This is a genomic window from Rhizobium sp. R339 (assembly GCF_002211395.1).
Lineage (GTDB): Bacteria > Pseudomonadota > Alphaproteobacteria > Rhizobiales > Rhizobiaceae > Rhizobium.
Window position 1 is genome coordinate 639,326 of the sequence record NZ_LOKV01000001.1, and the last position, 24,506, is coordinate 663,831.

A 24,506-nucleotide genomic window follows, 5' to 3' on the forward strand; every position below is an offset into this window, starting at 1 on the left:
AGGGCCGGTCGGCGCGGCTCCGGTATAGGCGGGGGCCGCAAGCACGGTCAATTGCGAAATCTGGCTTCCCGGCGATCCCTGATGCGAATTCGATTCAAGCCGCCGCTTCAAGTCATTGATCTCTCTCAGAGACGCACATGGCCGACGAGGAAATCGAGCAGGGCGCGCACGCGCGCCGGCAGCGGTCCGCCCTGGCCCATATAGAGGGCGTAGAATTCCTCGGTGTCGCCGGGATTGGCCGCTTCCAGCACCGGCGCCAGCCGGCCGGCTTCGATATCGGCGCGCACGGTGAAGGCGGCCAGCCGCGCCAGGCCGGCGCCTACGAGCGCGAGATGGCGCATGGCTTCGCCGTCTCCCACCTGCACGCCCGGCGTGATCGGCACCGTCACCGTCTCGCCGTCCTCGCGGACCGGCCAGCCCTCGACGGCGCGGGCGTAGGAAAAGCCGATGCGGCAATGGCGGCGCAGATCGGCGGTGCTCAGCGGTTCGCCGTGCCGCCTGAGGTAATCCGGCGAAGCGACGATGATCTTTCTGGCGGTGCCGAGCTTGCGGGCGATGAGGCTGGAATTCTTCAACGGGCCGGTGCGGATGGCGACATCGGCGCGCTCTTCCATCAGGTCGATCACCTTGTCGGTGTGGGAAATATCCAGCGTCACGGCTGGATGGAGCGCCATGAAGGCCGGCAGGAGCGGCGCCAGCACATGGTTGCCGAAGGAGCCGCTTGTGTTGATGCGGATGCGGCCCGAGACTTCTTCGCCAGATGAGGCCTGGCGCTCGGCCTCGGCGATATCGGCCAGGATCGCGATACTGCGCTCGTAGAAGGCGCAACCCTCCGGCGTCAGCTGCAGCTTGCGGGTGGAGCGGTTGACGAGGCGAGCACCGAGGCGCGCCTCCAGCCGGGCGACGAGCTTACTGACGGCAGAAGGCGTCATCCGCCGGGCGATGGCGGCCGCGGAAAAACCGCCGCGCTCGACAACGCTGACGAAGACTTCCATTTCGCCGGAGCGGTTGATGTCCTGACGGCTCATGATGAATTCAAGTCACAGATGATGTGCTGTGAGGCAATCTATATCAACGGAGCGGCCGGGTCTATCTCAGGAGAAGAAGGAGACAGATCCATGGAATACAGACATCTCGGTGCATCCGGTCTCAGAGTGCCGGCCTTGAGTTTCGGCGCGGGCACCTTCGGCGGCAGCGGCCCGCTGTTCGGCGCCTGGGGCAATACGGATGCGGATGAGGCGCGGCGTCTCGTCGACATCTGCCTCGAAGCCGGCGTCAATCTCTTCGATACGGCCGACGTCTATTCGGCCGGCGCTTCGGAAGAGGTGCTCGGCCAGGCGATCCGCGGCCGGCGCGACGGCGTGCTGATTTCGACGAAAACAGCGCTGCCGATGGGCGAGGGGCCGCAGGACTGGGGCACCTCGCGGGCGCGGCTGATCCGGGCGACGGAGGATGCGCTCCGCCGGCTCGGGACCGACTATATCGACCTGTTGCAACTGCACGCCTTCGATGCCTCGACGCCGGTGGAAGAGGTGCTGTCGACACTCGATCTCCTCGTGGCATCGGGCAAGATCCGCTATACCGGCGTTTCGAACTTTTCCGGCTGGGAGCTGATGAAGTCTCTCGCGGCGGCCGAGCGCTTGGGCTATCCGCGCTACGTCGCCCATCAGGTCTATTATTCGCTGGCGGGGCGCGATTATGAATGGGAGCTGATGCCGCTCGGCGCCGACCAGGGTGTCGGCGCGCTCGTCTGGAGCCCGCTTGCATGGGGGCGGCTGACCGGCAAAATCCGCCGCGGCGAGCCGCTGCCCAAGGCAAGCCGGCTGCACGAGACGGCGCAATACGGGCCGCCCGTCGATGAGGAAAAGCTCTACGACATCGTCGAGGTTCTCGATGCCATCGCCGCCGAGACCGGCAGGACGGTGCCGCAGATCGCCATCAACTGGCTGCTCGGCCGCCCGACCGTGTCGAGCGTCATCATCGGCGCCCGCAATGAAGAGCAGCTGCGGCAGAACCTCGGCGCGGTCGGCTGGAACCTGTCGAAGGATCAGATCGAAAGGCTCGATGTGGTCAGTGCCGTCACGGCGCCTTACCCGTACTTCCCGTATCGGCGGCAGGAGGGCTTCGCGCGGCTCAATCCGCCGATCGTTTAAGGCTCAGCTCCTGTCGGCCCGGTAGGCGACGCAGTCGACCTCGACCTTGCAGTCCACCATCATCCGCGACTGGACGCAGGCGCGGGCCGGCGGGTGCTTGCCGAAATACTCGGCATAGACACCGTTGAAGCCCCAGAAATCGCGCGGATCGTCGAGCCAGACGCCGACGCGCACGACGTCCTCGATGCCGTAGCCTGCCTCATGCAGGATGGCGATCAGGTTTTCGATCGCCTTGCGGGTCTGGGGAACGATGCCGCCGTCGATGATCTCGCCCTTTTCCATCGGCACCTGGCCGGAGACGTGCAGCCAGCCGCCGGCTTCGACGGCACGGGCAAAGGGCAGGGGCTGTCCGCCGGCGCCGGTTTCTCCGGCGCCGTAACGCTTGATCGTCATGGGATCTCTCTCTTCTTCAATTGAAACTGGATGTTTTCAGGAATTCCGCCAGGCGCTGCGTCTTCGGCTGCACGAACATCTCCTTGGGATCGCCTTCCTCGCAGATCACGCCCTTGTTCATGAAGATGACGCGGGAGGAGACCTCGTAGGCGAAACGCATCTCGTGGGTGACGAGCAGCATGCTCATGCCGTCGGCAGCGAGCCCCTTGATGACCTGCAGGACTTCGCCGACGAGTTCCGGATCGAGCGCCGAGGTGACTTCGTCGAACAGCATCAGCCGCGGGTTCATGGCGATGGCGCGAGCGATTGCGACGCGCTGCTGCTGGCCGCCGGAGAGCTGGCCGGGATAATGATCGGCGCGCGACGCCAGTCCCACCCGATCGAGCCATTTCTCGGCGACGGCGCGGGCCTCGTCGCGCGGCATCTTCTTCACCTTGACGAGGCCGAGCATGACGTTGCGGGCCGCCGTCATATGCGGAAACAGGTTGAACTGCTGGAAGGCCATGCCGGTCAGCGCCCGTTGGCGGGCAATTTCCTTTTCGCTCTTGCGCTTCCTTACGCCGCCGGACTGCTCGTAGCCGATCTCTTCGCCGTCGAGCAGGATGTGCCCGCCCTGGAAGTCCTCCAGCATGTTGATACAGCGCAGCATCGTCGTCTTGCCGGAGCCGGAGGAGCCGATGATGGAGATCACCTCTCCCTGCTGCATGGTGCAATCGACGCCCTTCAGCACCTCGACCGTGCCGTACTGCTTGTGAAGCCCCTGAATTTCGAGAAGTACCTTGCTCATGAACGAGCCCTCACGATGGAACGACCGTCTTGCGCTCGACATATTTGCCGAGGCGCTCGATGCCGTAATTGATGACGAAGTAGAGAAGCCCCGCGAAGAAATAGAACTGGAGGCTGAGGAAATTGCGCGAGATGATCTCCTGCGTGCGCAGCAGCAGCTCGGCGACGCCGATGACCGAAAGCAGCGTCGAGGCCTTGACCATTTCGGCCGCCGTATTGACCCAGGCGGGGAGGAACTGGCGCAGCGCCTGCGGCCAGAGCACATAGGCGAAGGTCTGGTTGAAGGTCAGCCCGATCGCCTTGGCCGCCTCGGTCTGTCCCTTGGGGATGGCCTGCAGGCCGCCGCGCACGATCTCGCCGACATGCGAGGAGCAGAAGACCGCAAGCGCCAGCACCCCGGCCTGGAACGGGCCGAGCTCGATGCCGACGGTGGAAAGCACGTAATAGCTTGCGAGCACCAGCACCAGAACCGGCGTTCCCCTAATGAAATCGGTATAGGCGCGCACGACGAGCCGCAGCACGCGGTTACCGTAGACGAGCGCCAGCCCGACGAGCACGCCGAGCAGCGATCCGATGACGATCGCCAGCAGCGAGATCGACACGGTGACGCCGAGCCCCTTGAGGATGACGAATCGGGCGATCCAGAGCTGGTCGAGAAAAGCAGCAAAACCCATCATGACATCACCTCGGAACGGCAAGCCGGCGCTCGACGACGCGCATCAGCGCGGCGAGCACGGAGCAGGTTGCAACATAAAGGCCGGAGGCGACGATCCAGGTTTCGATGACGCGGAAGGTTTCCACGTTGATCTTCCTTGCTTCGAAGGTGAGTTCGGGCACCGCGATCGCGGCGGCGAGCGAAGTGTCCTTGAACAGCGAGATGATCGTCGAAGACAACGACGGTAGGACGTTGCGCAGCATCAGCGGCGTGATGATCGACACGCGGATCTGCATCGGCGTCAGGCCGATCGCCAGACCCGCTTCCGTCAGCCCTTTCGGAATGGAGAGCAGGCCGGCCCGGAACACTTCGGCCAGATAGGCGCCGGAATAGATCGACAGCACGGCGATGAAGCTCTGGATCTTGCCGATCCTGAGGCCGAGCTGCGGCAGTGCGAAGAAGGCGAAAAGAACGAGAACCAGGATCGGCAGGTTGCGGATGATGGTGACGTAGAGTGCTGCGGGGCGCTGCAGCCAGCTGCTTTTCGAGATCAGGGCAAAGGCAATGATGAGGCCGATCGCTGCGCCGATGAGGATGGAAATGAACGCGAGGCCGAGACTGAGCAGCAGACCTTCGAGCAACTGGTCGAAGCTGCGCCAGACGGCAGCGAAATTAAGCGTATAACCCATGGCGCAATCCTGCAATCAAGGGTGAAGAACGGACGGAAGGGCCTTCGTCCCGGGAGCGACAATTCGGGGAGAGCGAATTTCGTGCCTGGGAGGAAGGCCCGCCGTCCTCGGCGGCCTTACTTGTATTCGACCGGGAAGCCGATCTGCGGCGGCGTCAGATCCTTGCCGAACCAGGTCTTGAACGACTTGGCGTAGAAGTCGAATTCGACGCCGGTCATCGCCTCGTGCAGAGCCGTGTTGACGAAATTCAGCCAGTCCTGATCGCCGCGCTTGACGCCGCAGGCATAGGTCTGCGGGTTCCAGCCGTAGCCGGCATCCTTATAGCGGCCTGGGTTCTGCGTCATGTACCAGGCGAGCGACGACTGGTCGGTGGCAACCGCATCGGCGCGGCCGGATTCCAGCGCCTGATAGATGAGGTCGACGGATTCATACTGATCGACGGTCGCTTCCGGCAGGGCCGCATGCACCATGGTTTCGGCATAGACGTTCTGCAGCACCGACACCGTGACGGAGGAGCCGGCCGCCTTGAGCGCGGCATAGTCGGCATATTTGCCGTCCGACTTCAGCATCAGGCCGACGCCCTCGCGATAGTAGGGAATGGTGAAGGCGATCTGCTGGGCGCGTTCGCCGGTGACCGTCATGAACTGGCAGGTGATATCGACCTTGTCGGTGGTGATGTTGGGAATGCGGGCATCGGACGATTGGTTGACGAACTCGATCTTGTCGGGGTCGCCGAACAGCGCCTTGGCGACGATGCGGCCCATATCGACGTCGAAGCCCTGAAGCTTGTCGTCGGCGCTCTTGAAGTGCCACGGCGCGTTGGTGCTGCCGGTGCCCATGACGAGATGGCCGCGGGCCAGCACTTCATCGAGCTTGCTCTTCGCCTCCTGGGCGGCGGCGGGCATGGCGGAAAGAACGAGAGCGGTGGCCAGCGAAAGCGCGCTGGTGCGGAGCGAGACGGTCATGATGGTTCCCCTTGTTTGAACGCTCAATTTGAGAATCCAATATATTGGACATGTGTCTTGTTTATTGGATTGGCCTATCGAGCGGCATGACCGGTGACTTGTCAATAGGCAGGTTCAAGAAAAAGGCATGACCGGCGCGCCGGCAGGGCGGAGCGGCCGGGGAGGAGGGCCGCTACAACAAAGGGGGAATGAAAACTTCTGCCAATCTTAACTGGACAGCCGCTTTGACTTGCCCCATACCCGGCCTATCTGCGAAAGAGGATAAGCATCCGCGGAATGGCAGGGAGATCAAAGGGATGGCGCTGAAGGACGCGAAGGCCGGCATACGCAACGAGGCGGGGATATCAGCCGTGCTCGGCATTCTCAAGCAAAGCTTCGGTGAGCGCTTCCAGACCGGCCAGTCCTTCCGGGCCCAGCATGCCCATACGACGACCTACATCCCCTCGCAATTGCCCGACGGGGTGCTCTTTGCCGAAAGTGCGGAGGATGTGAAGGCGGCTGTCAGGGCCTGTGCCGCCCACAAGGTGCCGGTGATCGCCTTCGGCACCGGGTCCTCGCTGGAAGGGCAGATCAATGCCGCAAGCGGCGGCATTTCCATCGATTTCAGCCGCATGAACCGGGTGCTCGAGGTCAATCCGGAGGATCTCGACTGCACGGTCGAGCCGGGTGTGACGCGCGAGGAGCTGAACGTCTACCTGCGCGATACCGGCTTGTTCTTTCCGATCGATCCGGGCGCCAATGCCTCGATCGGCGGCATGACCTCGACGCGAGCCTCCGGCACCAATGCCGTGCGCTACGGCACGATGAAGGACAATGTGCTTGCCGTCACCGCCGTCACCGCCAATGGCGAGGAGATCCGCACGGCCCGGCGCGCCCGCAAATCGTCCGCCGGCTACGACCTGACGCGGCTCTTCGTCGGCGCCGAAGGCACGCTCGGCATCCTGACCTCGGTGACGCTGCGCCTGCAGGCGATCCCGCAGAAGATCGCCGGCGGAGCCTGCGCCTTTCCGAGCGTCAAGGCGGCCTGCGACGCCGTCATCATGACGATCCAGATGGGCATTCCGGTGGCGCGCATCGAGCTGCTCGACGCGGTGCAGATGCGGGCTTGCAATGCCTATTCGGGGCTTTCCTACACCGAGAGCCCGACGCTCTTCCTCGAATTCCACGGCACCGACGAGACCGTGCCGCTGCAATCGGCGGCTTTCGCCGAGATCGCGGCCGAATGCGGCGGCGGCGAATTCCTGTGGACCGCCAATCCCGAGGAGCGGACGAAGCTCTGGAAGGCGCGCCACGACGCCTATTGGGCCTCGAGAGCGCTGGCGCCCGGGCTTGCCGCACTTTCGACCGATGTCTGTGTTCCGATATCGAGGCTTGCCGATTGCGTTTCTGAAACGCAGGCGGACATCGAGGAACATGGGCTGCTCGGCCCGATCGTCGGCCATGCCGGCGATGGGAACTTCCATGTGCTGCTGCTGTTCGACGACAAAAGCGCCGAAGATATTGCCAAGGCCGAGCGCTTCGTGGAGCGGCTCAACAGCCGGGCGCTCGAAATGGACGGAACATGCACCGGCGAACACGGGATCGGGCAAGGCAAGATGGCATTTCTCGAGCAGGAGCTCGGAGGCGCCGTGGATCTGATGCGACAGGTGAAACGGGCGCTCGATCCGGACGATATCTTCAATCCCGGCAAGATCTTCCGCCATGGCTGAAAACGAACATCCTCATGAAGTTGGGCCTTGCCCCCGGCATGAATAGCGCTAGAACAGGATGATTTCAGGCTGCGGCGGCCTGATGTCTGAATCCTGTTCTTCATTAAAGGGTTAGAGAATGATGTCGCCCGAAAACCACGAACGCTTTTCGGCATCATGCTCTAGCGTCGGCAACACCATCCCGAACGGAGACTCCTTGCATTGGTAGGCCGGTTCCTCGTCTTTCTGGGGGGATTGATCGTCGTAGTGCTCTTCGTGGCGCTGCTTGCGCCGCTGTTCATCGACTGGACGGACTTCCGCAAGAACTTCGAGGATCAGGCAAGCCGCATCATCGGCAAGAAAGTCACCGTTTACGGCACGGTGGATGCGCGGCTCCTGCCATTCCCGTCGGTGACGCTGCATGACGTGCGCGTCGGCCAGGAGGCGGACGGCACGCCGATCGTCAAGGTCGAGCAGTTCTCCATGGATGCCGAGCTCGCACCTTTCCTGTCGGGCGAGGCGCTGATCTTCGACATGCGCGTCGTCAATCCGAAGGTGCGCCTGAGATTGCTGAAGGACGGAACGCTCGACTGGATGCGCGGCAGCCGGCCGGAAATTCCGGCAAAGACCGTCGTTCTGGAAAACGTGCATGTCAACGGCGGCGAGATCGAGTTCATCGACGATCAGTCGGGCCGCTCGCGAGAGATCACCGGCCTCAATGCGGAAATGTCGGCGAAGTCGCTCGCCGGTCCCTGGCGCATCGAAGGCGATGCGGCGCTCGACGGCGAGCACGGCAAGTTTTCGATTTCCAGCAGCCAGCCGGACGAGAAGGGCGTGCTGCGCATGCGCACGAAGCTTTCTCCGGACAAGCATCCCGTCAGCATCGATCTCGATGGCGAACTGAAGCTCGTCGACAGCAAGCCCAATTACCAGGGCCAGCTTTCGGCGGCGATCGAAAACCGCAACAGCGCCAGGTCGGCCAACAAGAACGAGCAGCCGCCGCGCGTCAAAGGCCGCTTCGAGCTGACCAACGAACGCATCCGCATTCCGGAATACCGCATGGAGATCGGCCCCACGGACGATCCCTACGTCATAACAGGCGAGGCGACTCTCGATACCGGCAATGCGCCGGAATTTCTGCTGACCGCCGACGGGCAGCAGATCGACGTCAACCGCATCGGCAATCAGGGCGCCTCCGGCAAGACGACACGCGATGCGGCGGTTTCGGCGCGCCAGCGGCTGAGCTCGCTGATCGATATCGTCGCCCAGGTGCCGATCCCGCAAGTGCCGGGAAAGGCCAGCGTCAAGCTGCCGGCGATCGTCGCCGGCGATACGACGCTGCGCGACGTGCAGCTGGAGCTTGAACCGGCCGGCACCGGCTGGATGATCGACAGCGCCACCGGCACCCTGCCGGGGCGCACGCAGGTGGAAGGCAAGGGCAAGCTCCTGCTCAAGGGCGAGCCCTCGTTCAACGGGCAGATCGTCGTTGCCTCCAGCCAGCCGACCGGGCTCGCCTCCTGGCTCGCCGGCTCGGTCGATCCAGCCATCCGCCAGCTGCGGCAGGCGGGCTTTTCCGCCAATGTCAGCCTGACGCATGAATTGCAGCGTTTCGAAAATCTCGAGGTCGCCATCGGAGCGGCAACGCTGAAGGGGCGACTGGAGCGGCAGGCGGTCTCCGGCCAGACGCCGACCATGTCGGTGGCGCTGAATGGCGACAGCCTCGATCTCGACGCGCTACGGGCGCTGACGGGGCTGCTGACCGGCCAGGAGGCCGGCGACGATGTGCTCGACCACAGGATCGCCGCCCAGCTCAAGGCCGACAAGTTCACCGCTTTCGGCGTCGAGGCGGAAAATGTCGAGACCACCTTCACGATCGCCGACGGCGCGCTTGCGGTCGACCGGCTGGCGATCAAGAACATCGCGGGCGCCGAACTGACGGCGACGGGCAGGGCGGAAGGCTCGCTGCTCGACTATAAGGGCGCCGGCGAAATCACCTTCAAGTCGGCCGATCCGGGCGGCTTCTTCACCATGCTGCGCGAGCATCTGCCGCATCATCCGGCGCTCGACCGGCTGGTGCGCAATGCCGGCTGGTACGGCAATACGGCGCTGCGCGGCGCGCTGACGCTCGGCGGCGACGAGGGCAATGCGCTGACGGTCACGCTTGCCGGCGTGGCGAACGGCAGCCGCGTCAATCTCGATTACCGCATGTCCGATCTGCTGGCTTTGACCGGCAGCGGCACGACGAGCCTCGAGGCGACGCTGGAAAACGCCGTGCCGTCGATCCTGTTCGGCCAGGCTGGGCTCGATCCGCTGCCGGTCGATGTCGGCGCCAATGGCCGCCTGACGCTTAAAGTCCAGGCTTCGGACAACGATCCCGCCGAAGCGGCGCTGACGTTTGCGACCGACCGGACGTCCTTTACCGCCAACGGCAAGGTCGACGTACGGCCGGACAGTTTCATGAACGGAAAGATCGCGCTGTCGCTCGATAGCGCCGATCTCGACCCCTATCTCATCATGAACGGCATTGCCTTGCCACAGACCGGGACGGGGCTGCCGTTCGGCCTGCAGGCCAAGGCCGCCGTCGACGGCGACAAGATCGTGTTGTCCGATCTCAAGGGCCATGCCGCCGACAATGAGTTTTCAGGGGCACTGACCTTCGATCGCAAGGCTGCGAAGACGACGGCGAGCGGTGAGCTGGCGCTCGCCAAGGCCGATGCCGGCTGGCTCGGCGAGGCGGTGTTCGGCCAGATCGTCGATCCCGCCAACGGCGCGCTGACGAAGGCGCCGCTCGGCATGCCCGTTTTCAAGGACCTCGACGTCAATGTGAAGCTTTCGACGAAGGAGTTTTGGCCGGGCCTGCCGGAAACGGCGGTCTCCGACTTCACCAGCAACGTCGTCTACAAGGGCGACGAGCTGCAGCTCAACGACATGACCGGCAACTGGGACGGCGGCAAGCTTTCCGGCAACCTGCTCTTCACCAATGCCGACGGCACCGGCTTCCTGCAGACGAAGCTTTCGCTTGCCGATTCCGATCTTGGCGGCGTCGTCTGGCTGCGCGACGGCGCGCCGATCGCCAATGGCAAGTTCGGCCTGTCGCTGTCGATGGAAGCTTCGGGCAAGACGATCGGCGAAATCGCAAGCTCGCTCAACGGCTCCGGAGAGCTGAGGCTCGGGGAGAGCAGCATACGCGGACTGAACCTTGCCATCCTGCCGCCGCTGCTTGCCGCAACCGATCCGATGGAGGAGCAGATCAATGCCGGCAAGGTGCATCCGATCGTCGAGACGTTGCTCAGCAACGGCGAGGCGAAGCTGCCGCCGCTCGGCATTCCTTTCAACATCGCCGACGGGACGCTGAGGGTGCAGAATGTCAGCGTCGCCAACGATCTCGCCCGGATCACCGCCGATGCGCAGATCGCGCTGCCGGAAAAACGGATCAGCGCGACGCTCGGCGTCGGGCTCGATCCGGGCAAGGAGGCGCTTTCCGGCGCCGAACCCTCGCTCCGGCTGAATTTCTCCGGCATGCTCATGTCGCCCGGCAAGACGATGGATGTGACTGACATCACCAGCTATCTCTCGCTGCGCGCCTTCGAGCGCGAGCGCCGCCGCGTCGAGCGGCTGCAGGCGATTGTGCTCGAAAAGCAGCGGCTGCGCCGCGAGGTGGCGCTCTACCGGTTCAATGATGCCGAGCGCGTCAAGGCGGCAGAGATGGAGCGGCAGCGGCAGGCGGAAGAAGAGCGTTTGCGCACGCTGGCGCAAAAAGCAGCCGAAGAGAAGGCTGCTGCCGAGGCCGAAGCCGCCCGCGCGGCGGCGGAAGCCCAGGCCAAGGTGGATGCCGAGGCGAGGGCGGCTGCCGAAGCGGAAGCGGCGCGGCGCGCCACCCCGCTGCCGCCCGGTTCGCTCAATTTCGACCAGGTGCCGGGCGTTCAGGCGCAATAAGCGCCGTGAGATGAGAAACTGATTCAGGCGACTGGCTTCAAGCCCTTGTTTTCATATGTTCCACCGCTTCAGAAGCGCCGCGCCTCACGGCTCGGTGCCGCCGCGCTTGAGCCAGGCGAGCACATGGAGCCGCAGCGCCGAGGATAGGTTGCTGTCGGCCGGACGGGTGTCGTCGATCTCGGAAATCAGGGCGGCAAGCGGCATCGCACGGCTTGCGGCAATCGTCTTCAGTTCGCTCCAGAACTCATCTTCCAGGGAAAAACTGGTGCGATGGCCGTGCAATGTCGCCGAATGCTTGCGGATCATGAAGCGGCTTCACATCCCGGTTGGATATTGGCAGATCGATTCAAGGAAGCCGCCTAAGTGGCTGATCGCAGACTCCATTCCGGCTGTTCAGGCTCTGCGTGAGGGTTTCAGGCGCCGTCGTCATCCGTTTCGATGCGGCCGGCGCGATGGGCCTTGTCGGCCCTTTCGTTCAGGCTGCGGGTCAGCTGCTTCTCGGTCTTGGTGCGGCCGAAGGAGATGCGGTTCTGCTCGGCCTGCTTCTCCTTTTCCGAGCGGGCCTGCTTCTTGCGGAACTGGCGCAGATTGACGATTTCGGCGCTCATGCGGTGCCTGGCTCCTTATGAAAAAGGGAGGCTGGAGCCTCCCTTGAGATCACTGCTTCTTGCGGAAGGAGTCGAGCGAGACGACGGAGCCCGGCTTTTTCTCCTCGCCGTCGGCGGGCTTTGCCGCCGCGTCATCGGACTTGGCTGCCGCATCGACCGGATAGGCGGTGATTTCGCCGGAGGGCAGTTCCTCGCCATCGGCAAGCGGCACGTCGAATTCAAGCTCGAAATTGACGGAAGGATCGTAGAAGCCGCGGATGGCATTGAACGGGATGACCAGCTTCTCGGGCACGTCGGAGAAGGAAAGGCCGATCTCGAAATGCGTCTCGGTGATCTTCAGGTCCCAGAACTGGTGCTGGATGACGATGGTCATCTGCTCGGGATATTTCGACTTCAGATGCTGGGAGATGCGCACGCCGGCCGCGCCTGTGAGGAAGGTGATGAAGAAGTGGTGATCGCCGGGCAGACGGCCCGTCGTTGCTACCTCCGCCAAAACCTTGCGGATGACGCCGCGAAGTGCATCCTGCGCCAGAATGTCGTAGCGGATATGATCCTGCCCCATGCTTTTCCTGTCTTTCGTCGGTTCTGAAGTCTTTTCACAAGGTATATGCCACGTTCAGGCGCCTTGGGAAAGTCCGGAGCCGAGTCACGCTAAGATCAGCATACATGATTTCGTCAGGAGGGAGAAGGTGAAGGCTTCTGTTGCCAGGTGCCTTCGGACCCCGCCTAGAGGTGCGAACCACTAGGACTTTGATTGAAGTGTCACACTGCGATTAAGCAGCGAGACGAGCTTCCGCATAGTTGTCGTTTGCAACTACAATTTTAGCCCGATAACGGCGGTACAATGCCGAGCAAAAAGACGATCTTTACACCCTTGTCGATCCTGTTTCGCCCCCATCAAAAGCCGGCCTTCAAGCCCGCCGGTTTTTGGTGGAGGCGCCGGGTACCGCCCCCGGGTCCAATAGGTTTATTACACCGCTCATTTATCGCCATAGCCGGCCCGAAAGCCGGCAGGGTTGATATAGTGATTTCCTCTGCGCATGGAAAGGGCAATCGTCACAAAAGCTTTATCTCCCGCTGCAGAAATTGCGGGAAAACGCCTGCGGGCTGCTGACGTCCCGCCGCTGAAGACTTAAATTGAGGGAAACGGAATCAGCGCGACATGAAGCAATATCTCGATCTCCTCAACCATGTGATGGAAAAGGGCTCCGACCGGGGCGACCGCACCGGCACCGGCACGCGCTCGGTCTTCGGCTATCAGATGCGCTTCGATCTCGAAGAGGGCTTTCCCGTTCTCACCACCAAGAAGCTGCATCTGCGCTCGATCTTCCACGAGCTCCTGTGGTTCCTGAAGGGCGAGACGAACATCGGCTACCTCAAGGAGAACGGCGTTTCCATCTGGGACGAATGGGCCGACGAAAACGGCGATCTCGGCCCGGTCTACGGCGCCCAGTGGCGCTCCTGGCCGGCGCCGGACGGCGGCCATATCGACCAGATCGCCAATCTCGTCAAAGGCATCGTCAACAATCCGAATTCGCGCCGCCATATCGTCTCGGCCTGGAATCCGGCCGAGGTGGACCAGATGGCGCTGCCGCCCTGCCATTGCCTGTTCCAGTTCTACGTGGCCGACGGCAAGCTTTCCTGCCAGCTCTACCAGCGCTCCGCCGACATCTTCCTCGGCGTGCCCTTCAACATCGCCTCCTACGCGCTGCTGACGTTGATGGTGGCTCAGGTGACGGGGCTCAAACCCGGCGATTTCGTCCACACGCTCGGCGACGCCCATCTCTACCACAACCATTTCGACCAGGCGAAGCTGCAGCTGACGCGCCAGCCGAAGCCGCTGCCCTTCATGCGCATCAACCCCGATGTGAAGGATATCTTCGGTTTCAAGTTCGAGGATTTCGAGCTGGTCGGCTATGAGGCCGACGCCAATATCAAGGCGCCGATCGCCGTTTGATCCGGGACATTCCATGGCCGACATCCTGAAGACCATCATCGTCGCCGTTTCCCGCAACGGCATCATCGGCCGCGACGGAGATATGCCCTGGCGGCTTTCGAGTGATCTCAAGCGCTTCAAGGCACTGACGTCGGGCAAGCCCGTGGTGATGGGCCGCAAGACGTACGAGTCGATCGGCAAGCCGCTGCCGGGGCGGCCGAACGTCGTCATATCAAGGCAGGTGGTGATCGATAGCCCCGATGTCGACATGGCGCAGTCGCTGCCCGACGCGCTCACGATCGCCGAGAAGATCGCGGTCGAAACCGGGGCCGGCGAGATCTGCATCATCGGCGGCGGGCAGGTCTATGCCCAGGCGATCGGCCTTGCCGACCGGATGTGCGTCACGCATGTCGAGGCCGACCTCGAAGGCGATGCGGCATTTCCTGACGTCGATCCCGCCGTCTGGCAGGCGGGCGAGACGATCGAGGTGCCGGCCGGCGAAAAGGACAGCTATGCGACGCGCTACGTCGTCTACGATCGCCGGCGGACCTGAAAACGAACTATTTTCCAATTAAATTGACCAAGTTTCTCACGCTGCGTTGAAAGCCGGTGCGGCGATACCTATAACGGTCGCAACGCATCCGCCGGGTCGGCCCCCACGGTCCCCGGATGCGGGGAAGACTTAACGAACAACGAGGTTTTGATGCCCTGGAGCAATCAGAATGGCGGCGGCGGCCCTTGGGGCGGCGGCGGCGGTAACAATCAGGGACCATGGGGCCAGGGGCCGAACCGCCCGCGCGGCGGTGGCGGCGGCAAGGGCGGACCGCCCGACCTGGAAGATATCATTCGGCGCGGCCAGGATCAGCTGCGCAGCATCGTTCCCGGCGGCTTCAACGGCGGCGTCGCCGTCATCGTCGTGGCGATCGTGGCCGTTTTCTGGCTGATCCAGTGCGTCTACACCGTGCAGCCGGATGAGCGCGGCGTCGAACTGCGCTTCGGCAAGCCGCGGGAGGAAATCTCCATGCCGGGCCTGCATTTCCATGTCTGGCCGATCGACACGGTCGAGATCGTCAAGGTGACCGAGCAGCAGCAGAATATCGGCGGCCGCAACAACAGCAACTCGACGGTCGGGCTGATGCTTTCCGGCGACCAGAACATCGTCAACGTGCAGTTCTCGGTGCTCTATACGATCAACGATCCGAAATCCTATCTCTTCCGCCTCGAAAATCCGGCTGAGACGCTGCAGCAGGTTTCGGAAAGCGCGATGCGCGAGATCGTCGGCCGGCGCCCGGCGCAGGATGCCTTCCGCGACAATCGCGGACCGATCGAAACCGAAGTGCGCAACATCATCCAGGACACGATGGACCGCTACGGCGCCGGCATCGCGATCAACCGCGTGACGATCGAAGACGTCGCTCCGCCGCGTGACGTGGCCGACGCTTTCGAGGAAGTGCAGCGCGCCGACCAGGACAAGCAGCGCCTCGTCGAAGAGGCGAACCAGTACGCCAACCAGAAGCTCGGCCAGGCCCGCGGTGATGCAGCCCGCATCCGCGAAGCCGCGGCAGCCTACAAGGACCGGATCGTCAAGGAGGCGCAAGGTGAAGCCCAGCGCTTCGTTTCCATCTACGACGAATATTCCAAGGCTCCTGACGTAACGCGGGAGAGGCTGTTCCTGGAAACCATGGAGCAGGTTCTGAAGGGTTCGAAGAAAGTGATCATAGACCAGAAGGCGGGCGCAGTGCCCTATCTGCCTCTCAATGAGATCAGCAGGCCGACGCAGCAACAGCAGCAGGGAGGCTGAGACCCATGTCGAACAGGCTTCCCATTATCCTCATCCTCCTGGCGGTCGTGCTGGTGGCGGTTTATTCCTCGATCTTCGTGGTCAATGCCCGCGAGCAGGCGATCGTCGTTCGCTTCGGTGAAATCCAGTCGGTCAAGACCGATCCCGGCATCTACTTCAAGCTGCCGTTCTCCTTCGCCGATGCCGACCGGGTACAATATGTTCCGAAGCAGGAACTGCGCTTCAACCTCGACAATATCCGCGTTCAGGTTTCAGGCGGCGCATTCTACGAAGTGAATGCCTTCATCATCTACCGCATCAACGACGCGCGCCGCTTCCGCGAAACGGTGTCGGGCGACAGGGAGGCGGCGGAAGCGCGGCTTCGCACGCGTCTCGATTCCGCCTTGCGCCGGGTCTACGGCGTTCGCAGCATCGAAGCCGCGCTCTCCCGCGAGCGTGTGGCCATGATGCTCGAGGTGCGCAACGAGCTGCAGGCCGATGCGGAAACGCTCGGCATCACGCTCGACGATGTGCGCATCAGCCGCACGGACCTGACGCAGGACGTTTCCGAGCGCACCTTCAACCGCATGCGGGCCGAGCGTCTGGCGGAAGCCGAGCTTCTCAGAGCGCAGGGCACGGAGGAGGGCCAGCGCCGCCGCGCCATCGCCGACCGCCAGGTCGTCGAGTTCACGGCGGATGCGCAGCGCGATTCCGAAATCCTGCGTGGTCAGGGCGATGCCGAACGCAACCGCGTCTTCGCCGAGGCCTTCTCCAGAGACCCGGGCTTCTTCGAGTTCTATCGCTCGATGGCGGCCTATTCGGCAGCACTCGCGTCGCAGGACACGACGCTCGTCCTGTCGCCGGATTCGGAATTCTTCCGCTATTTCGACAACGCCGCCGGCGCCTCTCAGCAGGCGCCCGCCAACCCGGCCGCGCCGGCACCAGGAGCGACCGCTCCGGCAGCGCCAGCCCAACCGGCGAATTGAGAATAGGGAACCCGTTCCCCGCCAGAAATGACAAGGGGCCGGCCTCAGCGCCGGCCCTTTTCAGTTTCCACGAGCGATGGCTCAGGCATTCGTGACGATCCGTCGGATTGCACGGGGATTTCGCGAAAAGGTGATTTCGCCCTCCATCATTCCGCCTTATGCTGGTGCTCAATGTGCGCATTTACCCCCTTATGAGGAAGCTTATGGCCCCCACGACTCGCTCGCCCTTCAGACGAACGCTCGCGCTACTGGCCAGCGCCGCAATCCTGGCCCAGGCCGGCGTGAGTGGGGTTGCTTATGCGCAGACCGCGCCTGAGGCGGCCGCACCCGGGGTTGCCACGCCTGCGCCTCCTGCCGCTGTGCAGACCGCTCCGGCTCCTGCCGCGCCGCAGCAGACTCCGGCGATCCAGTCCGCGGTGCCGGGCAATGGTCCGGCTTCGGTCGCCGATCTCGCCGAAGGCCTGCTCGATGCCGTCGTCAACATCTCGACCTCGCAGAACGTGAAGGACGACGAGGGCGTCGGCCCGGCGCCGCGCGCGCCCGATGGATCGCCTTTCCAGGAATTCTTCAACGATTTCTTCGACAAGAAGCAGGGTAACAAAGGCCCCAACCACAATGTCAGCTCGCTCGGCTCCGGCTTCGTCATCGATCCGGCCGGCTATATCGTCACCAACAATCACGTGATCGAGGGCGCCGACGATATCGAGGTCAATTTCGCCAATGGCTCGAAGCTCAAGGCGAAGCTGATCGGCACGGATACGAAGACCGATCTTTCGGTGCTGAAGGTCGAGCCGAAGGTGCCGCTGAAAGCGGTCAAATTCGGCGATTCCAGCGAGATGCGCATCGGCGATTGGGTGATGGCGATCGGCAATCCGTTCGGCTTCGGCGGTTCGGTGACGGTCGGCATCATTTCCGGGCGTGGCCGCAACATCAATGCCGGCCCCTACGACAACTTCATTCAGACGGATGCAGCGATCAACAAGGGCAATTCCGGTGGTCCGCTCTTCAACATGAAGGGTGAAGTCATCGGCATCAATACGGCGATCATTTCGCCGAGCGGCGGCTCGATCGGCATCGGCTTCTCGGTGCCGTCGGAACTCGCCTCCGGCGTCGTCGCGCAGCTGCGCGAATATGGCGAGACGCGGCGCGGCTGGCTCGGCGTGCGCATTCAGCCGGTGACCGATGATATCGCCGACAGCCTCGGGCTTGATACGGCCAAGGGCGCGCTGGTCGCCGGCGTTATCAAGGGCGGACCGGTCGACGACGGCTCGATCAAGGCGGGCGACGTCATCCTGAAATTCGACGGCAAGGCCGTCAACGAAATGCGCGATCTTCCGCGCGTGGTGGCGGAAAGTGCCGTCGGCAAGCAGGTCGACGTCGTCGTGCTGCGCGACGGCAAGGAACAAACCGTCAAGGTGACGCTCGGCCGCCTCGAAGACAGCGACCAGGCGGCGGCGTCCGGCGGTTCGCAGGACGGCGTGATCACGCCGGATCCTGACGAGAACAACGATATGGACCAGCCGGATACGGGCGATCAGGTCCAGCCGGCGCCCGATGCGCCCAACCAGAATCAGGGCCAGGATCAGGCGACGCCGGATACAGGCACGCCGAAGAACGTGCTCGGCCTGTCGCTGTCGCTGCTCAGCCCCGAAACGCGCAAGGCCTTCGGCATCGCCGAAAGCGTCGACGGCGTCGTCGTGACCGAAGTGACGCCCGGCTCCGCTTCTGCCGAAAAGGGCCTGAAGCCCGGCGATGTGATCGTCGAGGTGGCGCAGGAGTTCATGAAGTCACCGGACGCGGTGGCCTCCAAGGTGCAGGCGCTGAAACGCGAAGGCCGCCGCAACGCCCAGCTGATGATCGCATCGGCCAATGGCGATCTGCGTTTCGTGGCGGTCCCTATGGAATAGGGAGCGGCGGCGATGGCTTCGCCGCCACAGGTTCTACTTCCCTCAACCAGGGCAGTTTACGTAGAGACGGGCACCACCTTTCCTCCCTCATCCCTGTGACAAGCACAGGGATGAGGGAGGTCGGATTAAACGTCCGCGTCAAACTTCATGCCGACATATTCGATAGCGCCGGATGGTCCATCATCGACGAGGTGATTTAGTAATCGTCCGGAGACGATGAGCTTTCGACAAGCCGGCGGAGAAATTGTCCTTTCGCGCGAACCGCCAGCGGTTATCCACTATCTCCGGAATGTCGCTGGTGTCGATATCTTTGTCCTCAAGCGCTTCCAACGCGCGAAGTTCCGTCAGCTGTTCATCAGTCAAAGTGCTCTTGCTCATTCATTTTCTGTAGCACGATTAAACATTCAGCCCGTCACAAAATCCGTCTTCCTGTACCCCTGGATATAAAGCAGCGCAGTCAGGTCAGCGTGGTTGATGCGCATTTTAGCCTGGGCGGCGACGGTGGGCTTGGCGTGGAGGGCGACGCCGGAGCCGGCGAGCTGCAGCATGCCGAGGTCGTTGGCGCCGTCGCCGACGGCCATCGCTTCCGCCGGCGAAATGCCGAGGCTGGCGGAAATCTCGTTCAGGGCATCGACTTTGGCCTGTTTGCCGAGAATCGGTTCGGCGACGAAGCCTGAGAGGACGCCGCCCTCTTCGAGCAGCGTGTTGGCGCGGTTCTCGTCGAAGCCGAGGGTGGCGGCGATGCGGCTGGTAAAGACGGTGAAGCCGCCGGAGACGAGGGCGGTATAGTGGCCCTTTGATTTCATCGTAGCGATCAGTTCCGGCCCGCCCGGGGTCAGCGTGATGCGCTTGGCGATGACCTCGTCGACGACCGAGATCGGCATGCCTTTCAAGAGAGCGACACGCTCACGCAGCGCCGGTTCGAAGGCGATCTCGCCGTTCATGGCGCGGGCGGTGATGTCAGCCACCTTTTCTTTTAGGCCGACTTCTGCGGCGAGTTCGTCGATGCATTCCTGGCCGATCATCGTCGAATCCATGTCGGCGATCAGCAGCTTCTTGCGGCGGCTGTCCTGCTCCTGGATGACGAGATCGATCGGCGCGCTTGCGATGACGGCAAGGAGATTGGCCTCGGCCGCCTCAGCGTCCGTGCCGTCGCGCAGCGCGATATCGCAGGCAACGCCGTCGGCCAGCCAGTAGAGACCGGATGCGTTCACGGCCCCGGCCGCTTGTTCGGCAATCTCCGGGGTCAGGACAGGATTTGACGGATTGGCAACAAGCGTGGCAACGAGGGCCATGATGGAAAACCTTCTGAGCATAGAGAACGCGATCCTGATAACCGGGCCGACCGCCAGCGGCAAGTCCGCGCTCGCCGTCGAATTGGCGAAGCGTCACGGCGGCGCGGTGATCAACGCCGACAGCATGCAGGTCTACGACACGCTGCGGGTGCTGACCGCGCGCCCGTCGGAGGAGGAGATGGGCGGCGTGCCGCATCATCTCTACGGACATGTGCCGGCGGGTGCGGCTTATTCCACCGGGGCCTGGCTGCGGGATGTGACCGCGCTCCTACCGGCGCTCAGGGCGGCCGGGCAACTGCCGGTCTTCGTCGGCGGCACCGGGCTTTACTTCAAGGCGCTGACCGGCGGCCTCTCCGACATGCCCGAAGTACCCGAAGCGCTGCGGGAGAAATTGCGGGCGCGACTGCTGGAGAAGGGGCCGGACGCGCTCTATGCGGAGCTTGCCGAGGCCGATCCCGCAATGGCGGCGAGCCTCAACCGCCAGGACGGGCAGCGCATCGTCCGAGCGCTGGAGGTGCTGAAGGCAACGGGGCGCTCGATCGCCGATTTCCAGGGCCGGGCCGGACCTCAAGTGATCGATGCCGAGGAGGCTCGCAAGATCGTCGTGCTGCCGGACCGCGCCGTGCTGCATGCGCGCATCAACGGCCGTTTCGAAAAGATGCTGCAGCAGGGCGCGGAGGATGAGGTGAGGGCGCTGCTTGCGCTCGGCCTGCCCGCCGAGGCACCGGTCATGAAGGCCATCGGCGTCTCACAGATCGCGGCCATGCTGAAGGGCGAGATGACGCGCGCGGAGGTGATGGAGAAGGGGGCGGCGGCAACGCGGCAATATGCCAAGCGGCAAATGACGTGGTTCCGCAACCAGATGGACGACAGCTGGCAGCGCCTGACGGTTTAGCCCATCGTCATGCCTTCAGCCGCCGCATTTGTGCTGGGCATCGGGCAGAATCCAGCTTTCCCGCGTGCGGTCGTTCGTCACCAGAAACAGTCTGCCGCTCTCGCCGGGGCTGCAATCGCGGTCGATTTGGACCAGGCACATGGTCACCTGGTCGCCGGGTTTCGATCCGATCAGCGCCTCCTCGCGACGATAGGAGACCTGATAGCCGTCATTGGCGTAATCGACGCCCGTGCCGCTGTCGAAGTCCACATCACCATCGAGACGGGGATGGACCTCGACGATTGAGGTGGCCGCGCATTGGCCGACTTTCGCGGGGATAGCCTTGGCTTCGGGCGACCGGTTGTCGGCCAGGGACTTGGCGGAAATCCCTCCCATGAAATCGCTCTTGTCGGCCGAGATCGTCCAGAGGACGGCGAGATAGGCGCTCAGTATGCACGATCTGTCGCTGCCGCAATCGCGTCGGTCCGCCAGGAAGTTGCGAGCGGTATGGACGAGATCGTCACCGGTCGATGTCTTTTTCTGCGCGGCGTAGCGCTCGTTGAAAAGTTCGTCCAGGCGGGAAAGCTCGCTGTCGCCGCAGACGATCTTTTCATCGGCGCGGCTGGCCTTGCTGCAGTCGAAGCCGGCGGCTTCGGCGGCCGTCGCCAGAAGAAGACCGGCGCAGGCGACGATGATGAAGTTCAAGATGGATCTCATGATCGTCCTCTTTCGAAGCTGCAGTCGCCGGCGACGCAACGCCAATGCGCATTAGATCGGCTATAACAGGCGTGTTTGCAAGCGAGGAGGGTGCCATGCTGCTCAAGGGAGAACGCAGCTTCATCGTGCGTGACATGGGAGGCTTCGTCATTCGCATCAACATGCCCGGATGGCTGAAGCCGAGGCCGAGCGATCACGGTCACGGCGCCCTCGCGATGGTGGTCGAATCCTTCCTCGATCCCGGACGCCTCGTCGCGATGCACGAGCACAGGAACGATGAAATCATCTCCTGGGTGCCTGACGGCGTCATGCGCCACGACGACAAGATCACCGGCCGGTTGACGACGGACGCGGACCATCTCACGGTGATGAATGCCGGGCGCGGCTTCTGGCATTCGGAGCAGACGTTTACGTCGGATCCGCCTCTGCGCATGCTGCAGATCATGGTGCGGCCGAATGCGGTCGATCTTGAACCGAGGATTCAACACGGGCCGATTTTACCGGCGCCGCTGAACAGCTGGAGACATCTGGTCGGACCGGAAGGCGGGCCGGCGCCTTTCTTCGTGCGCAATGCCGTCGATTTCTTCGATATCCGGCTGGAGCCCGGCGTTCGCGTCGAACTTCCCAATAAGCCGGAGCGGGATCTCTATTTCTATGTCTTCAGCGGTTCCGTCGTTATCGATGGGCAGACCTTCTGCGAGGCCGAGCAGGGCCTGCTGCTTCAGGATCGGCGATTGACCGTCGAGGCGGCGTCTCCAAGCGTGATGGTCGCTTTTCTGGTCGATGTGAAGGCTCCGGTCACAAGGCAGGGCACGATCGGCGATCACAGGAAGATCCCACCGCCTTTGGTTTTCCGTCTCCTGAAACGCTGGAAGCAGTTGCAGCGCCTGTGGCGGAGATCGTGAAGTCTCCGCTCATACTGCGGTTTCAGATCACGCGCATCTCAAGGCGCAACAGTCTGACGAATTGACCGACCGCCGCCCGCAACTGGTCCGGCGGGAAGCCGCCGAAACCCAGCATCAGGCCGGGGCGGGCGGGCCGACCGGCATACATCGGTGAGATGGCGCGAATCGCGATCCCGGCCGACATGGCGCGGGCTGCGAGCCGCACGTCGTCGATCCCTTCGGGGAGCCACAGGAGAATATGCATGCCCTGGTCGCTCGGCTGAATGCGGCAGGTCTCGGGCAGGGACTGCTCCAGGCAGGAGAGCAGGATGGCGCGGCGTTCGGCATAGAGGCCGCGGATGCGGCGGATATGGGCTTCGAAATAGCCCTCCTTCATATAGGCGGCGAGGACATGTTGCTCGGTGGTCGGCGAATGCCGGTCGAGAATGGCGCGCGCCCCGGCGAAGGCTTCCGCAAGCGCCGGAGGGACGATGACATAACCGAGGCGCAGCGAGGGAAAGAGCACCTTGCTGAAGGTGCCGAGATAGACGACGCGTGAAGGGCGGAGGCCCTGCATCGACGGGAAGGGGTGCCCGGCGTAGCGCAGTTCGCTGTCGTAGTCGTCCTCGACGATCCAGGCGCGGTTCTGGACGGCCCAGCCGATCAGGGCGTTGCGCCGCGCCATGCTGAGCGGCATGCCGACCGGATATTGGTGCGATGGCGTCACGAAGGCGGCGCGCGCCTGCGGGCAGAGTTCCAGGCCGCGCTCAACGTTCATTCCCTGCGCATCGACGGGAATGCGGTGCGTGCGCAGGCCGAGATCGTCGAGCACGGCAGTGAGCCCGGGATAGGCCGGATCCTCGGCCCAGACGGGATCGTCGCGCGACAGCAGCACGCGACCGGCCATGTAGAGACCCTGCTGGGTGCCCGATGTGACGATCACCTGGCCCGGTTCGCAATGAACCGCCCGGGCGCGGCGGACATGGTCGGCTATGGCGATGCGCAGTTCGAGCAAGCCCATCGGATCGTGATAGCCCGCGGGAGCCGCCTCTTTCGAGGCGCGCACGCGATTGCTAAGACGGCGCCAGTTGTCGTCGGGCGCAATGCCGGCGGCCGGCACCGCGATGGCGAAGGGAACGGGCGGGTGCGGGGTGAGCGCGCGGGCGGCGGCGATCAGCCGCGCAGCCGGGGCGGGCAAGTCGATGGCCTCGGCAATTGGCGGCACGGGTGTGGGCGGCAGCGCCGGAGCAGCATCCATCAGGGCGGCGGCGACACGCGTTCCGGCGCCGATTCTTGCTTCGAGGTAGCCCTCGGCGGTCAGTTGATCGAAAACGTCGACGACGGTGCCGCGGGCGATCTTCAGGGAAGCCGCAAGGGTGCGCGTCGAGGGGAGGCGCTCGCCTGATCTCAGCTCGCCACGGGCAATGGCGCTTCTGAGGGCCTGCGCGAGTTGGCGGCTGATATTGGCGGTTCGACCGATCGCCTGGAGCGAGGGGATTTCGATGGTGCTGCGCCGCTTGGACATCGTGAAAATGGTCCATCTATATTCTTGAAAATGGAGCTTCATGATGAACCATTTTTCCAAGAGAAGGAAGCATATCGGCAGCTTCTGGAAAATGGTCATGCAGGATCTTCTCGTCGTCTATATCGCCTATATCATCGCGGCAGGCAGTCCGGGGCCAAGCAACATGGCCATCATGAACGTGGCGATGAGCCGGGGGCGCCGGCCGGCGCTCGCGCTTGCCGCAGGCGTCATCACCATGTCGACATGCTGGGGGCTGATCGCGGTCACCGGGATCTCGACGCTGCTTGTGAGCTATGTCCATGCGCTGCTCGTCGTCAAGCTCGCCGGCGGCGTCTACCTGCTCTGGCTCGCCTGGAAAGCGGCCCGCTCGGCCATCACTTCTGAGGTGACGGCGGGCGAGGTCGTGCGGCCCGCCGTCCCGCTCGTCGCGCTTTATCGGCGCGGGATCCTGATGCATCTCGGCAATCCGAAAGCGGTTCTCGGCTGGGTCGCGATCATGTCGCTCGGCCTCAAGCCCGGCGCTTCGCCTGAAATGGCCGTCACGGCCTTCGGCGGCTGCGTGCTTCTGGGGATCACGATATTCGCCGGCTATGCGCTGCTCTTTTCGACCGCGCCGATGGTGCGCGCCTATGCCCGGGCGCGGCGCTGGATCGAGGTCAGTCTCGCCGTCTTCTTCGCGGGCGCCGGATCGCGCCTGCTGTTCTCCCACTGATTGTTCAGGATCGCATC

Annotated in this window: 24 protein-coding genes and 1 other RNA gene; 11 read left to right on the top strand and 14 right to left on the bottom strand. The window is 63.5% G+C overall.

Annotated features, from left to right (window positions below; translation table 11 throughout):
- Positions 1–125: 125 nt before the first annotated feature.
- Positions 126–1,028, bottom strand: a complete 903-nt coding sequence (locus tag ATY76_RS03070; protein ID WP_088673288.1) for a LysR family transcriptional regulator — start codon at positions 1,026–1,028, stop codon at positions 126–128.
- A 90-nt stretch (positions 1,029–1,118) separates the two neighbouring features.
- Between ATY76_RS03070 and ATY76_RS03075 the strand changes: the two genes are divergently transcribed.
- The gene (locus ATY76_RS03075) at positions 1,119–2,153 is read left to right on the top strand and encodes an aldo/keto reductase (protein ID WP_088673289.1); all 1,035 of its coding nucleotides are present in this window, start codon (positions 1,119–1,121) and stop codon (positions 2,151–2,153) included.
- Positions 2,154–2,156: 3 nt separating this feature from the next.
- Here the strand turns inward: ATY76_RS03075 and ATY76_RS03080 are convergent, their stop codons facing one another.
- The 5 genes from ATY76_RS03080 to ATY76_RS03100 form a co-directional block, all read right to left on the bottom strand.
- The gene (locus tag ATY76_RS03080; protein WP_088673290.1) at positions 2,157–2,546 is read right to left on the bottom strand and encodes a RidA family protein; all 390 of its coding nucleotides are present in this window, start codon (positions 2,544–2,546) and stop codon (positions 2,157–2,159) included.
- Between the two features lie 16 nt (positions 2,547–2,562).
- Positions 2,563–3,333: an amino acid ABC transporter ATP-binding protein gene (locus tag ATY76_RS03085; protein WP_088673291.1), complete on the bottom strand. Its 771-nt coding sequence runs from the start codon at positions 3,331–3,333 to the stop codon at positions 2,563–2,565.
- A gap of 10 nt (positions 3,334–3,343) precedes the next feature.
- A complete protein-coding gene (locus tag ATY76_RS03090) occupies positions 3,344–4,009 on the bottom strand; it encodes an amino acid ABC transporter permease (protein WP_190233574.1) in 666 nt (221 codons plus the stop codon).
- A 4-nt stretch (positions 4,010–4,013) separates the two neighbouring features.
- Entirely contained in the window at positions 4,014–4,676 is a 663-nt protein-coding gene (locus ATY76_RS03095) for an amino acid ABC transporter permease (RefSeq protein WP_088673292.1), read from the bottom strand.
- Positions 4,677–4,792: 116 nt separating this feature from the next.
- Positions 4,793–5,641, bottom strand: a complete 849-nt coding sequence (locus ATY76_RS03100) for a transporter substrate-binding domain-containing protein (protein WP_088673293.1) — start codon at positions 5,639–5,641, stop codon at positions 4,793–4,795.
- A gap of 296 nt (positions 5,642–5,937) precedes the next feature.
- On the opposite strand from ATY76_RS03100, the gene ATY76_RS03105 reads away from it, so the two are divergent.
- Positions 5,938–7,350, top strand: coding sequence for an FAD-linked oxidase C-terminal domain-containing protein (locus tag ATY76_RS03105; RefSeq protein ID WP_088673294.1), 1,413 nt, complete (start codon positions 5,938–5,940; stop codon positions 7,348–7,350).
- Positions 7,351–7,551: 201 nt separating this feature from the next.
- Positions 7,552–11,265 (top strand): AsmA-like C-terminal region-containing protein, encoded by a 3,714-nt coding sequence (locus tag ATY76_RS03110; protein ID WP_088673295.1) that lies wholly within the window; start codon positions 7,552–7,554, stop codon positions 11,263–11,265.
- Between the two features lie 84 nt (positions 11,266–11,349).
- Here ATY76_RS03110 and ATY76_RS03115 read toward each other — a convergent pair whose 3' ends face one another.
- From ATY76_RS03115 to ssrA, 4 genes are all read right to left on the bottom strand, one after another.
- Positions 11,350–11,571, bottom strand: coding sequence for a ribbon-helix-helix domain-containing protein (locus ATY76_RS03115; RefSeq protein WP_088673296.1), 222 nt, complete (start codon positions 11,569–11,571; stop codon positions 11,350–11,352).
- A gap of 107 nt (positions 11,572–11,678) precedes the next feature.
- A complete protein-coding gene (locus ATY76_RS03120) occupies positions 11,679–11,873 on the bottom strand; it encodes a DUF4169 family protein (RefSeq protein ID WP_088673297.1) in 195 nt (64 codons plus the stop codon).
- Between the two features lie 49 nt (positions 11,874–11,922).
- The gene (locus ATY76_RS03125; RefSeq protein WP_088673298.1) at positions 11,923–12,435 is read right to left on the bottom strand and encodes an SspB family protein; all 513 of its coding nucleotides are present in this window, start codon (positions 12,433–12,435) and stop codon (positions 11,923–11,925) included.
- 126 nt (positions 12,436–12,561) lie between these two features.
- Positions 12,562–12,924: a transfer-messenger RNA gene (ssrA, locus tag ATY76_RS03130) on the bottom strand.
- 111 nt (positions 12,925–13,035) lie between these two features.
- Between ssrA and ATY76_RS03135 the strand changes: the two genes are divergently transcribed.
- The 5 genes from ATY76_RS03135 (at position 13,036) to ATY76_RS03155 (ending at position 18,482) form a co-directional block, all read left to right on the top strand.
- Positions 13,036–13,830, top strand: a complete 795-nt coding sequence (locus ATY76_RS03135; RefSeq protein ID WP_088673299.1) for a thymidylate synthase — start codon at positions 13,036–13,038, stop codon at positions 13,828–13,830.
- 13 nt (positions 13,831–13,843) lie between these two features.
- Entirely contained in the window at positions 13,844–14,362 is a 519-nt protein-coding gene (locus ATY76_RS03140; protein ID WP_088673300.1) for a dihydrofolate reductase, read from the top strand.
- Positions 14,363–14,512: 150 nt separating this feature from the next.
- Positions 14,513–15,610 (top strand): FtsH protease activity modulator HflK, encoded by a 1,098-nt coding sequence (gene hflK, locus ATY76_RS03145; protein ID WP_088673301.1) that lies wholly within the window; start codon positions 14,513–14,515, stop codon positions 15,608–15,610.
- 5 nt (positions 15,611–15,615) lie between these two features.
- The gene (locus ATY76_RS03150) at positions 15,616–16,575 is read left to right on the top strand and encodes a protease modulator HflC (RefSeq protein WP_088673302.1); all 960 of its coding nucleotides are present in this window, start codon (positions 15,616–15,618) and stop codon (positions 16,573–16,575) included.
- A 203-nt stretch (positions 16,576–16,778) separates the two neighbouring features.
- Positions 16,779–18,482: a Do family serine endopeptidase gene (locus tag ATY76_RS03155; RefSeq protein ID WP_088673303.1), complete on the top strand. Its 1,704-nt coding sequence runs from the start codon at positions 16,779–16,781 to the stop codon at positions 18,480–18,482.
- 180 nt (positions 18,483–18,662) lie between these two features.
- Here the strand turns inward: ATY76_RS03155 and ATY76_RS03160 are convergent, their stop codons facing one another.
- The gene (locus ATY76_RS03160; RefSeq protein WP_088673304.1) at positions 18,663–18,860 is read right to left on the bottom strand and encodes a hypothetical protein; all 198 of its coding nucleotides are present in this window, start codon (positions 18,858–18,860) and stop codon (positions 18,663–18,665) included.
- A 26-nt stretch (positions 18,861–18,886) separates the two neighbouring features.
- Positions 18,887–19,777 carry a phosphoserine phosphatase SerB gene (gene serB, locus ATY76_RS03165; RefSeq protein ID WP_088673305.1) on the bottom strand — a complete coding sequence of 297 codons (891 nt, stop codon included), beginning with the start codon at positions 19,775–19,777 and terminating at the stop codon, positions 18,887–18,889.
- Between serB and miaA the strand changes: the two genes are divergently transcribed.
- A complete protein-coding gene (gene miaA, locus ATY76_RS03170; RefSeq protein WP_190233575.1) occupies positions 19,776–20,672 on the top strand; it encodes a tRNA (adenosine(37)-N6)-dimethylallyltransferase MiaA in 897 nt (298 codons plus the stop codon). The genes serB and miaA overlap by 2 nt on opposite strands.
- A gap of 15 nt (positions 20,673–20,687) precedes the next feature.
- Here the strand turns inward: miaA and ATY76_RS03175 are convergent, their stop codons facing one another.
- The gene (locus ATY76_RS03175; protein WP_088673307.1) at positions 20,688–21,368 is read right to left on the bottom strand and encodes a hypothetical protein; all 681 of its coding nucleotides are present in this window, start codon (positions 21,366–21,368) and stop codon (positions 20,688–20,690) included.
- 95 nt (positions 21,369–21,463) lie between these two features.
- Between ATY76_RS03175 and ATY76_RS03180 the strand changes: the two genes are divergently transcribed.
- Positions 21,464–22,273, top strand: a complete 810-nt coding sequence (locus tag ATY76_RS03180) for a pirin family protein (RefSeq protein ID WP_088673308.1) — start codon at positions 21,464–21,466, stop codon at positions 22,271–22,273.
- 22 nt (positions 22,274–22,295) lie between these two features.
- Here ATY76_RS03180 and ATY76_RS03185 read toward each other — a convergent pair whose 3' ends face one another.
- The gene (locus ATY76_RS03185; RefSeq protein ID WP_088673741.1) at positions 22,296–23,777 is read right to left on the bottom strand and encodes a PLP-dependent aminotransferase family protein; all 1,482 of its coding nucleotides are present in this window, start codon (positions 23,775–23,777) and stop codon (positions 22,296–22,298) included.
- A 97-nt stretch (positions 23,778–23,874) separates the two neighbouring features.
- On the opposite strand from ATY76_RS03185, the gene ATY76_RS03190 reads away from it, so the two are divergent.
- Positions 23,875–24,489 carry a LysE family translocator gene (locus ATY76_RS03190; RefSeq protein WP_088673309.1) on the top strand — a complete coding sequence of 205 codons (615 nt, stop codon included), beginning with the start codon at positions 23,875–23,877 and terminating at the stop codon, positions 24,487–24,489.
- The last annotated feature ends 17 nt before the right edge of the window (positions 24,490–24,506 follow it).